Origin of the sequence: Paraburkholderia caballeronis, assembly GCF_900104845.1 — a bacterium.
Classification (GTDB): Bacteria; Pseudomonadota; Gammaproteobacteria; order Burkholderiales; family Burkholderiaceae; genus Paraburkholderia; species Paraburkholderia caballeronis.
This window is the reverse complement of record NZ_FNSR01000002.1, coordinates 1,128,323-1,140,176: the sequence shown is the minus strand read 5'-3', so window position 1 is coordinate 1,140,176 and position 11,854 is coordinate 1,128,323. Positions and strand designations below refer to the sequence as shown.

Annotated in this window: 7 protein-coding genes; 2 read left to right on the top strand and 5 right to left on the bottom strand. The window is 68.6% G+C overall.

Annotation, left to right across the window (positions count from 1 at the left end; genetic code table 11):
- Window positions 1-8 precede the first annotated feature (8 nt).
- Window positions 9-1,343, top strand: coding sequence for an ABC transporter ATP-binding protein (locus tag BLV92_RS21575; RefSeq protein WP_090548583.1), 1,335 nt, complete (start codon window positions 9-11; stop codon window positions 1,341-1,343).
- 326 nt (window positions 1,344-1,669) lie between these two features.
- Here the strand turns inward: BLV92_RS21575 and BLV92_RS21570 are convergent, their stop codons facing one another.
- A complete protein-coding gene (locus BLV92_RS21570) occupies window positions 1,670-4,423 on the bottom strand; it encodes a mechanosensitive ion channel domain-containing protein (protein ID WP_090548581.1) in 2,754 nt (917 codons plus the stop codon).
- Window positions 4,424-4,922: 499 nt separating this feature from the next.
- On the opposite strand from BLV92_RS21570, the gene BLV92_RS21565 reads away from it, so the two are divergent.
- Entirely contained in the window at window positions 4,923-6,212 is a 1,290-nt protein-coding gene (locus BLV92_RS21565) for an MFS transporter (RefSeq protein WP_090548578.1), read from the top strand.
- Between the two features lie 12 nt (window positions 6,213-6,224).
- Here BLV92_RS21565 and BLV92_RS21560 read toward each other — a convergent pair whose 3' ends face one another.
- The 4 genes from BLV92_RS21560 to BLV92_RS21545 are packed head-to-tail and all read right to left on the bottom strand — an operon-like array spanning window position 6,225 to window position 11,830.
- Window positions 6,225-7,163 carry a carbamate kinase gene (locus BLV92_RS21560; protein WP_090548575.1) on the bottom strand — a complete coding sequence of 313 codons (939 nt, stop codon included), beginning with the start codon at window positions 7,161-7,163 and terminating at the stop codon, window positions 6,225-6,227.
- Between the two features lie 10 nt (window positions 7,164-7,173).
- Window positions 7,174-8,178, bottom strand: coding sequence for an ornithine carbamoyltransferase (locus BLV92_RS21555; protein WP_090548572.1), 1,005 nt, complete (start codon window positions 8,176-8,178; stop codon window positions 7,174-7,176).
- A gap of 37 nt (window positions 8,179-8,215) precedes the next feature.
- A complete protein-coding gene (locus tag BLV92_RS21550; RefSeq protein WP_090548571.1) occupies window positions 8,216-9,439 on the bottom strand; it encodes an arginine deiminase in 1,224 nt (407 codons plus the stop codon).
- 21 nt (window positions 9,440-9,460) lie between these two features.
- Complete coding sequence (locus BLV92_RS21545) at window positions 9,461-11,830, bottom strand: Orn/Lys/Arg family decarboxylase (RefSeq protein WP_090548568.1); 2,370 nt, start codon at window positions 11,828-11,830, stop codon at window positions 9,461-9,463.
- Window positions 11,831-11,854: the final 24 nt, after the last annotated feature.

Sequence of the window (11,854 nt, the reverse complement as noted above, 5' to 3'; positions counted from 1 at the left end):
AAACGGCCATGCTGAATCCTGAAATCATCTCTCCCGACCTGCTGCCGCGGCGGCCGCGCCTCGGCGACGAAGTGCTGTCGGTGCGCCACGTGAGCCGCGGTTTCGACGACTACCAGAACGGCCGGCTCGTACTCGACGACGCGAACCTGTCACTGCGCGAAGGCGAAATCGTCGGGCTGCTCGGCCGCTCCGGCTCCGGCAAGTCGACGCTGTTGCGCATCATCTCCGGTCTGATCGAGCCCACGTCGGGCGAAGTCGACTGGCTCGGCAAGCCGCTGAAGGGGCCGGCCGAAGGCGTCGCGATGGTGTTCCAGACCTTCGCGCTGTTCCCGTGGCTGACCGTGTTGCAGAACGTCGAATCCGGCCTCGAAGCACAGGGCGTCGGCGCGCGCGAGCGGCGCGAACGCGCGCTTGCGGCGATCGACCTGATCGGCCTCGACGGTTTCGAAAACGCGTATCCGCGCGAACTGTCGGGCGGCATGCGTCAGCGCGTCGGTTTCGCGCGTGCGCTGGTCGTCGATCCGACGCTGCTGCTGATGGACGAACCGTTCTCCGCGCTCGACGTGCTGACCGCCGAGACGCTGCGCACCGATATGCTCGACCTGTGGACGCAGGGGCGTCTGCCGATCAAGTCCGTGCTGATCGTCACGCACAACATCGAGGAAGCGGTGTTCATGTGCGACCGGATTCTGGTGCTGTCGTCGAACCCGGGGCGCGTGGTCGCGGAAATCAAGGTGCCGTTCAGGCATCCGCGCAATCGTCTGGACCCGGCGTTCCGCCGCCTGGTGGACGACATCTACGCGAAGATGACGACCCGCGACGTCGAGGACGCGACGAAGAAGCGTCTCGAAGTGGGCAGCCGCCTGCCGGACGTGTCGACGAATCTGATGGCGGGTCTGATCGAGACCGTCGCGGCCGCGCCGTACCATGGCCGCGCGGACATGCCGGAGATCGCGCGTTCGCTGCATCTCCAGGTGGACGACCTGTTCCCGATCGCGGAGATGCTGCAACTGCTCGGCTTCGCGGACGTGCGCGAGGGCGACGTGCTGCTGACGCCGCCCGCGCGCGTGTTCGCGGAACTGGACACGCAGGCGCGCAAGACGATGTTCGCCGAGCATCTGCTGCGGCATGTGCCGCTCGCCGCGCGGATCAGGAAGGTGCTGAACGAGCGGCCGGGACATCGCGCGCCGCGCGTGCGCTTCGAGCAGGAACTGGAGGACTTCCTGTCCGACGTGATTGCCGAACAGACGCTCGATACCGTGATCGACTGGGGCCGTTACGGCGAGATCTTTTCGTATAACGACCAGACCGGGATTTTCAGTCTCGCGGATGTCGAGGCTTGAGGTTTGATACTTGAAACACGCATCGCCGCAACGGCGGTGCGTGGCAAGCGTGGCCGCATATTCCGCGTCACGAAGCCGAAAGCCATCGGCTTTTACGTGCAGTAAAAACAGCCCCCCGCGAACGCGCGATTAAAGGTGAGGGATTTCGGGACCCGCCCGCGTCTCGCGAAAGCCGCTTCGCCCCCCACACGTAGGTCATTGATTGGACTGGAAAGTCCGTCGCGCCGACGATCCGGCCGCGCTGGCCGGACCGCCTCAAGGTGAGGATTTTCGGGACCCTCGGCGGTGAGTCGGGACCACAATCGGCACGCACCCCCGACCCCGCATCAAAGCGACGGCTTGCTGCCCGGCGACGTGCCGCGCGCGTCGGTCGTCGAGCCGGACGGCGATTCCGCGTCCTTCGTCGCGCGGGCCGCCTGACCCGCATGATCGGGCGCGGCCTCCCGGCCGTCACGACCATCGCCCGAGCGCCGTTCGACATCGCCGCCGCGCTCCGCCGCATCGCCATTGCCGCCCGGCAGCCCGACGATGAAGTTGCGCTGCGGATTCGCCAGTTCGATGCCGCGTTCGGCAAAGCGGTCGAGCACGCGCCGGTTGAATTCGCGCTGCACCGACCAGCGCGTCGAGTCCGTGCACTGGATCTGCCCGACCAGCGTCACGTTCGCGCCGTCCACCTGGTCGATGCCCCAGTACGCGAAGTCGCTCAGGATGCCCTTGCCGAACGCCTCGTCGGCGCGCAGTGCCGCGCCGATGTCGTTCAGCGTGTCGACCGCGCGCTTCACGTCCGCGCCGTGCGCGATCACCACCTTCACCGCCGCGTTGCCGATGCCGCGATTGGTATTGTTCACGGTCGTGACCGAACTGAACGGCACCGTGTACAACGAGCCGTCGCCGCCGCGCAGCCGCACCGTGCGGATCGACAGGAACTCCACGGTGCCGGACACGCCCGCGACCGTCACCCAGTCGCCGACCTGCATCGCGTTTTCGGTCAGCAGGAAGATGCCGGTGATGAAGTCCTGCACCAGCTTCTGCGAGCCGAAGCCGAGCGCGACGCCGAAGATGCTCGCGCCCGCGACGAGCGGCCCGGTGTTCACGCCGAGCTGGCTCAGCGCGGTCAGCCCGACGACCACGAGGATCGCGACGAGCAGCGACGTGCGCAGCATCGGCAGCAGCGTGCGCAGCCGCGCGGCGCGCACGTAGTCGCCCGCGTGCGTCCAGTTTTCGAGGCGTCGTTCGGCGGCGACGTTCACGGTTTCCCAGATCACGATCGCGACGACGATCGCGATCGCGATCGTGAGCAGCGCGGAACTGAGCAGCCGCCCGATCTGCGCGCTGACGAACAGCCGGCCGAGCTGGATGCCCCACACGTGCAGCAGCACGTCGAGGGTGACGAGCCAGATCGCGATCGTCAGCAGCCGCCGCAGGATCGGGTAATAGCGATACGCGCGGCGCTGGCCGATCGACATGTTCTCGCGGTTGCCGAGCGGATCGAAGATGCGGCCGAGCGCGCCGAGCGCGACGATCGCGACCACGCGCGCGCCGAGCAGCACCGCGAGCGACAGGCCGCCCGCGCGCATCAGCGCCGGATAACCGCCGCGCAGATCGAGCGCCCAGGCGAGCCACAGCGCGATCACGATGAAGATCGCGACGCCGGCCCACACGTCCGCGAACCAGTGCGCGAGGTATTCGAGCGAGCGGCGCTTGAACGTCGCGCGGCGAATCGCGGTCGCGACCGGACGCCGGCAGCGCAGGATCGCAATCGCGAGCAGCAGGTGGCCGACGAGCGCGACAATCTTCACGAGCGCGAGGTGCGCGTCCTCTGTCATGCCGAGCTGCACCGCGCCGTTCAGCGCGCCGCCGACGCCGCCGACGATCACGAGCCACGTCGCCCAGCGTTGCGCGAACGCGGCCGATTCGTTGGACAGCGGCATCAGCCGCAGCGCGGCCGTGTTCGGCGCGAACAGCAGCCCGCACAGCACGAGCACGATCCGGCAGATCACATACGTATCGACCAGTTCGCCGACCGCGGCGGCAGGCGCCGCGTCGTCGGGACCGGTCATCAGCGACAGGATGCCGGCCGCGACGAGGCCGAACGCGACGACCGGCAGCAGCGCGAGCAGCCCGGCGAACAACGCGGCGGGCAGACGTTGCAGCAGCGTCCAGTGCCGCGCGCCGAGCAGCCGGTGACGCTCGCGACGCGCGCGGGACTCGGCCGTCTCGTGGTCCGGTTCGGGTTTGTCGGGCGTCGTCAGGTTGGCGTCCGCTTCGTCGGCGGACGCCGTGGATCCGGACGGTGGCGGGGCGGCGGGTTTCGCGGCGTCGTCGTTCGTTGCGCTGTCGAGCGCGGTTTTCGAGCGGGCCGCCTCGCTCGCGTCATGCGCGCGAATCTCGGCGCGGCGCGCGGCGGTTTCCGCCTGCCGCAACGCGGCTTCGAGCTTCACGTCCGCCGAATGCGCCGCCATCGACGCGATCGCGCGCACCGGTCTGCCGGCGAAACGGCGCACCAGCCATTCGAGCAGCAGCGCCGGCGCCAGCGTGACGAACAGCACGCGCAGCAGATCGACCAGCAGCGCGCGGCCCTCCGGCGTATGCAGCTTGCCGTTCCACCAGTCGCGCGCCGACGCGAGGTTCGACAGCGCGCTCCGCGAATGCAGCAGGCGTTCGCCGATCATGCGCGCGCTGTGCGCCGCGTGCGACGACAGTTGCAGCACGAGGCCGTTCGAGCGCAGCGCCTCGACCAGCGGCGCGGATGCCGCAGCGGGAGCCGACGCGGCGGCGGGGCTCGCGGCGGCCGGCGCGGAAGCGGGCGTCGCGAGCGCGCCGGCCGCCGCGATCGCGCGCAGCGTGTCCTCGACGTGCGCGCGCTGCGTCGGGTCGTCGAGCACGCGCAGCGCGGAGCGGGCCTGCTCGGGCGTCAGCACGACGGGCGCGGCGGGATTCGTGGGGCTCGTCGGACTGGCGGCGGCCGGCGCGGCGCTCGCTGGCGCCGCGCACAGCACGGCGGCGAGCAGCGCGAGGATCAGCGCGGCGAGGGCCGCGCGAAAGGATCGGAGACGGATGAAGTCGGGCGTCCTTGGCATGAGTGGATGAGTGGATGGGTCGAACGTCGGTAAACGGATGCCGGCCGCGCAGGCCGGGCAGGCAGTCGATGCGGCGGCGCAAATTCCATGCCGCCGGCGGCGCAAGCGTTGTGTCGCGCGTGGGAGCGTCAAGTATGCCGTGTAATGCGGTCGATGGGGCGGCGGACCGCGCCGCCGCGGGCGTTTGCGTCGCGAGTAAAGTCGCAACTAACGGTCCAGACCGGCCCACGCCAACCGGCAGAAACGACATCCGCAATGACGAACCGGCGAGCAGCGAAATTAGTCGGTGATGCTGACGGAAAAGACCGCACGCAGCACGGCTGGCAAGAAAGAATCAGGGGGTCACCCAGGACTCTCCCTGGCCGCGCCACACGGGCGGCCCGGACGGCTGAAGCCGGAATTTAATTCAGTGGCGCGCCGCCCGCCGCCAATGCTACCGTTGGCACGACAACGACAAAATGCCGGCCTGGGCGGCCACGGTCCGGCACGAGGAGAGCGCATGGACAGCATCACCCTGGACGACGTCCACAAAGACAAACTGAGTCGCACGCAACTGATCTTCGCGGCCACGATCGGCAACGCACTCGAATTCTTCGACTTCACCGTCTACAGCTTTTTCGCGCTGACGATCGGCAAGCTGTTCTTCCCGACGATGTCGAGTTACGGACAACTGCTCGCGTCGGTCGCGACGTTCGGCGTCGGTTTCGTGATGCGGCCGCTCGGCGGCATCGTGATCGGCGCATATGCGGATCGCGCGGGCCGCAAGCCCGCGATGACGCTGACGATCTTCATGATGGCGCTCGGCTGCATGCTGATCGGCCTCGCGCCGACGTATGCGCAGATCGGCGTCGCCGCGCCGGTGCTGATCGTGTTCGCGCGGCTGCTGCAAGGTTTCTCGGCGGGCGGCGAGGTCGGCGCGTCGACGACGTTGCTGATCGAGGCCGCCACGCCCGCGAACCGCGGTTTTTTCGGCAGCCTCCAGTTCGCGAGCCAGGGCATCGGCGTGTCGATCGGCGCGCTGGTCGCGGGGGTGCTGACCGCGTTGTTGTCCACCGAGGCGATGCTCGCATGGGGCTGGCGCATTCCGTTCCTGCTCGGCGTCGCGATCGCGCCGATCGGGCTGCGGATCCGCCGCCGTCTCGACGAACAGGCGCCGCACGCGGACAGCGTCGCGCGCCAGCCGGTGGTCGACGTGCTGCGCGACCACGGCGACCGCGCGCTGCTCGGCGTGCTGCTGACGATCGGCACGACGGTGACCGCCTACGTGGTCACGTTCTACATGCCGACCTACGCGATCCACGAACTGCACGTGCCCGCGCCGACCGCGCTGCTCGCGGGCCTCGTGTCCGGCGTCGTCACGTTCGTCGTCGCGCCGGTGTCGGGGCTGCTGAGCGACCGCCTGAGCCGCCGCGCGCTGATCTTCTGGCCGCGCGTCGCGGTCGTGATCGCGATCTATCCGGCGTTCCTGTGGCTTGCGAGCGAGCCCGGCCCGACGCGGCTGCTGGTGACGGTCGGCGGCCTGAGCGTGCTGCTCGCGCTGCAGGCCGCGCCGTCGATCACGATGCTGCCGGAGATGTTCCCGCGCGCGGTGCGCGCGACCGGAATGGCGATCGTGTACAGCGTCGGCGTCGCGCTGTTCGGCGGCTTCGCGCAGACGATCGCGACGTGGCTGATCCGCGCGACCGGCAACGTGCTCGCGCCCGCGTGGTACGTGATGGGATGCGTCGCGCTGTCGTGCGCGGCGCTGCCGTTCATCCGCGATCTGACGGGGTTGCCGCTCGACGATTGAGGCCGGACGCCGCTACCGCATCTCCCCTTGCGCGACGCCGCTGTTCGCCGCGCTGATCGACGTGCCGGCCTCGCCGGTCACCAGCCGGTCGATATCCGCGAGCGAGCCGATCACCGCGCGCTGTCCCGACTGTCGCGCGAAGGCGCAAGCGGCTTCCACCTTCGGCCCCATCGATCCCGCCGCGAAATGCACCGCCGCGAGCGAGTCCGGATGCGCGCGTCGGACCGGCCGCGCGTCGGGCTTGCCCCAGTCCAGATACACGCCGTCCACGTCGGTCGCGATCACGAACAGGTCCGCGCCGACCTCGTGCGCGAGCAGCGCGGCGCTGCGGTCCTTGTCGACGACCGCTTCGATCCCGTGATGCTGGCCGTCCGCGTCGGCCGTCACCGGAATCCCGCCGCCGCCCGCGCAGATCACGACCGCGCGCTGCGTGAGCAGCGCGCGCACCGGCTCGATTTCGAGGAAGCGCAGCGGCCGCGGGCTCGCGACCACGCGGCGGTAGCCGTCGCCGTCCTGCGCGACGGTCCAGCCGTTCGCCTGCGCGGCGCTGGCCGCATCGTTCTGCGTGAGCATTGGCCCGACCGGCTTGTCGGGCCGTTTGAACGCGGGATCGTTCGCATCGACCTCGACCATCGTCAGGAGCGTCGCGACCGGCCGTGATGCGGGCAACCGGTTGCGCAGTTCCAGTTCGATCAGGTAGCCGATCATCCCTTCGGTCTCCGCATCGAGCACGTCGAGCGGAAAACGCCCGGACGCCGGCGCGCTGCCGCCGAGCGTCGCGAGCAGGCCGACCTGCGGCCCGTTGCCGTGCACGATCACGAGTTCGTTGCCTTGCGCGACCGCCGCGATCCGCGCGGCGGCGAGCTTCACGTTGCGCAACTGCGCGCCGGGGCTCACCGCCTCGCCGCGCCTGAGCAGGGCGTTTCCGCCGAGAGCGACCACGATGCGCATGACCGTTCTCCTAGCCCGCGAGCGTCGCGACGAGCACCGCCTTGATCGTGTGCAGCCGGTTCTCCGCCTGCTCGAATACGATCGATGCGTCGGACTCGAACACCTCGTCGGTCACCTCGACGCCGTCCGTGAGCCCGTACTGCTCCGCAAGCTGCTTGCCGACCTCCGTATGCGAATCGTGGAACGCGGGCAGGCAGTGCATGAACTTCACGCGCGGATTGCCGCTCTTCGCGAGCAGCGCCGCGTTCACCTGGTACGGCAGCAGCGCGTTGATCCGCTCGCCCCACTTCTCCGGCGGCTCGCCCATCGACACCCACACGTCCGTGTACACGAAGTCCGCGCCCTTCACGGCATCGTCCGGCTTGTCGGTCAGCGTGAGGCGCGCGCCGGTCTTGGCGGCGGTCGCGCGGCATTGCTCGATCAGCTCGTCGTGCGGCCACAGGTTGCGCGGCGCGCACAGCCGCACGTCCATGCCGAGCTTCGCGCCGACGATCAGCAGCGAGTTGCCGGTGTTGTTGCGCGCGTCGCCGATGTAGCAGTACGCGATCTCGTGCAGCGGCTTGTCGCTGTGCTCGGCCATCGTCAGCACGTCGGCGAGCATCTGCGTCGGGTGGAACTCGTCGGTCAGCCCGTTGTAGACCGGCACGCCCGCATACTTCGCGAGTTCCTCGACGATCTCCTGCCCGTAGCCGCGATACTCGATCGCGTCGTACATGCGGCCGAGCACGCGCGCGGTGTCCTTCATCGACTCCTTATGGCCGATCTGCGAGCCGGTCGGGTCGATGTACGTGACGTGCGCGCCCTGGTCGTGCGCGGCGACCTCGAACGCGCAGCGCGTGCGCGTCGAGGTTTTTTCGAAGATCAGCGCGATGTTCTTGCCGGTCAGGCGCGGCACTTCGGTGCCGGCGTAGCGCGCGCGCTTCAGGTCGCGCGACAGGTCGAGCAGGTAGCGGATCTGGCGCGGCGTGTAGTCGGTCAGCGTCAGATAGCTGCGATTGTGTACGTTGAACATGATGGTTTCCGTTCCTTCGTTCGTCGGATGGCGCGCGGGCTCAGATCGCGATCGGGTCGCGCGCGACCGGGCAACTGAGGCAATGGCTGCCGCCGCGCCCGCGCCCGAGTTCGCCGCCGGGAATCTCGATCACGTCGACGCCGGCCTGGCGCATCTTGCGGTTCGTGTACGTGTTGCGGTCGTACGCGAGCACGACGCGGCGGTCGAGCGCGAGCACGTTGTTGCCGTCGTCCCACTGCTCGCGCTCGCTTTCGTAGCGGTCGCCGCCCGTCGTCAGCACGCGCAGCGAGCCGACGCCGAGCGCGTTCGCGACCACGTCGAGAAACTTGCCCTCGTGGCGCTCGTAGCGGATCTGCCCGAGTTCGTCGCCAGGGTACAGGCTCGTGCAGCGGATCTCGTCGGCGACGTCCGGGTAGATGCTGACGAAATCGACGTCGAGGAACGAGAACACGGTGTCCAGATGCATCGCCGAGCGCGACTTCGGGAACTGGCACGCGATCACGCGTTTCGCGCCGTTGCCGGCGAACAGCGCGCGCGCGACCTGGGTCACGGCCTGCGGGCTGGAGCGTTCGCCCATCCCGATCAGCACGACGCCGTTGCCGATCGCCATCACGTCGCCGCCTTCGAGCGTCTGCGCGCCATGGTCCTCGTCCGGGTTGCCCCACCACGTGCGGACCTTGTCCGCGAAGCGCGGATGGAACGCGTAGACGGCCGCGAGCAGCAGCGTTTCCTTGCGGCGCGCGGGCCAGAACATCGGATGCAGCGTGACGCCGCCGTAGACCCACGCGCTCGGATCGCGCTGGAAGATCAGGTTCACGAGCGGCGGGATCACGAAGTCCGAGCGCTCCAGATAACCGCCGAACAGCCCGCGCGCGTCGAACGGCAGTTCCGACTTCGCGATGCCGCCGATCAGCGCCTCGGACAACTGCTGCGCGGGCATGTCTTCGAGCCACAGCCGCAGTTCGCGCAGCATGCCGGTGCCGACTTCCTCCTCGGTGACGCGGCGGTCGAGAATCCAGTCGCGCGCGTTCGCGTCGAGGCACACTTCCGCGAGCAGGTGCTGGAATTCGAGCACTTCGACGCCCTGCTGGCGCAGCACCTGCATGAACGTGTGATGATCCTCGATCGCCTTGTCGACCCAGATCACGTCGTCGAACAGCAGGGTGCCGCAGTTCGCGGGCGTGAGCCGCCGGTGCGCGAGTCCCGGCGAGCACACCATCACGGTGCGCAGTTTGCCGGCTTCCGAATGAACGCCGAAAGTCATCGCGGTTTCTCCTGAAAAGGGTTATCCGGTCACGACGTAGGTGTAGAGCCGCGTGCGGCCGTCGCTTCCGGTCTTGCGGTAGATGCCCTGGATCTCGTTCTCGAAACCCGGAAACCGGTTGCCGGCTTCCTCGAACATCCGGAAATAGTCGAGCATTGGTTTCGCGCGTTCGTCGTAACGTTCGCCCGGCACGACGACGCCGATCCCCGGCGGATAAACGAGCGCGAGCGTCGCCGCGATGCGGCCTTCGATCTGGTCGATCGGCAGCAGCTCGACGTCGTTGCGCACCAGCGCGTGCATCGCTTCCTGCGGCGGCATCGCGGGCTCGGGGAAATGGTCCGCGCCGAACTGCTCGCGTTGCAGCCGGCTCACGTCGCATTCGCGGTAGAACGCGTGCATCTGCGCGCACAGGTCGCGCAGGCCGATGCCCACATACCGCTCGCGATGCGCGGCGACGAACGACGGAATCACTTCGTCGAGCGGCGCGTTGTCGTCGTGCAACTGCTTGAAGCGCACCAGCGCGGACAGCAGCGTGCCGGCTTTCGACGATTCGAGCCCCGGCGTCAGCAGGAACAGGATGCTGTTCAGGTCGTTCTTTTCCGGCACGATGCGCCGCTCGCGCAGGAATTGCGCGAGCACCGACGCCGGAATGCCGTGGTCCGCGTAACGGCCGCTCGCGCGGTCGAAACCCGGCGTCAGCAGCGTCAGCTTGTTCGGGTCGGTCATCGCGTAGCCGGGCGCGAGCGCGCCGAAGCCGTGCCACGCTTCATCGGGCGCGAGTTCCCAGTAGCGCGCGTCCGACGCCAGTGCTTCGGTCGGCACGTCCTCCCAGCGTTGCAGCACCGTCGAGCGGCCCGATCCGGACGACGTGGGCGACGCAGCCGCCGGCACCACCGCCGGCACGAACGGATCGAAGAACCAGCGCCGCGCCGGGTCGGTTTCCGCCGCTTCGTATTCGTCGCGCAGCGCGCGGATCTTCTTGCGCAGTTCGATGCCGAGCCGGATCGTGTCGTCCCACAGCACCTCGCCGGAGCGGCCGCGCATCATCTGCGCGCCGACGTCGAGCGACGCGAACAGCGGATAGAACGGCGACGTCGACGAGTGCTGCATGAACATCTCGTTGAAGCGCCGGTGGCTGACCTGGCGGCGCTGGCCGTCGAGGTGAGAATCCTTCACGTGGATCTGCGACGCCTGCGAGAAACCGGCTAGCTGCTTGTGCGTGGACTGCGTCGCGATGATCCCCGGCGCGTTCGCGTCGAGCCCTGCGACGCCCATCGCGAAGCGCCCGCGAAACAGCGGATGGAACTTCATGAATCCGGCCCACGCCTCGTCGAACAGGATGTACTCGCACAGCGGGCCGAGTTTTTCGACCAGCGTCTGCGCGCTGTAGATCGTGCCGTCGTACGTGCATTGCTCGATCACCGCGACGCGGAACGGCTTTTCCCTGCGCCATGCGTCCGGGTCCTTCACGAGCGGATGGCGGCGGATCGCTTCGCGAATCCGCGTTTCGTCGAGCGCCGCGAAGTCGATCGGGCCGATCAGCCCGTGCGCGTTGCGCGTGGTCGGCAGATAGACCGGAATGCCGCCGCCGAGCAGCAGCGCGCCGTGATGCGCGGCCTTGTGGTTGTTGCGGTCGAACAGCACGAGGTCGCCCGGCGCGACGAGCGCGGTCAACGCAATCTTGTTCGACGTGGACGTGCCGTTCAGCACGAAGTAGGTCCGCTCCGCGCCGAAGATCCGCGCGGCCGCCTTCTGCGCGGCGAGCGCCGGCCCTTCGTGCACCAGCAGATCGCCCAGGCCGACCACCGAGTTGTCGAGGTCGTTGCGGAACACCGCCTCGCCGAGATGCTTGACGAACGCGCGGCCGACCGGGCTCTTCTGGTAGAACACGCCGCCGTTGTGGCCGGGGCAGGTCCACATCTGGTTCGCCTCGTCCGCGTAATCGACCATCGCGCCGAAGAACGGCGTTTTCAGCGACTCCGCGTAACCGCGCAGATGGCTCGCGAGATTGCGCGCGACGAACTCCGGCGTGTCCTCCTCGATGAACACGTAGCCGGTCACCTGGCCCAGCACGCGCACCGGAATCTCGTCGAGCCGGTGGCGCTCCGCGAGGATGAACACCGGCACGTCGAGGCCGCGTTCGCGCACGAACTGCACGAACGTCTCCACCTCGTTTTCCGGCTCCGCGAGCGACCATTCGACGACGATGCAGCCGATCGTCGCATTGCCGCGCACGGCGGAGCAGGCGTCGGCGGTGGTCGCCATCAGCGTGACGCCGTAGCCGAGCCGGCCGAGTTCGTCGATCACGCCGCGCAGCCGCGACGACGGGAAGCTCTGCGGCTGCGGCGCCGCACAGCAGAACAGGAAGTCGAACAAACGATCGTATGACATGGCAGGTCCTCGAAGTGGCGGGCG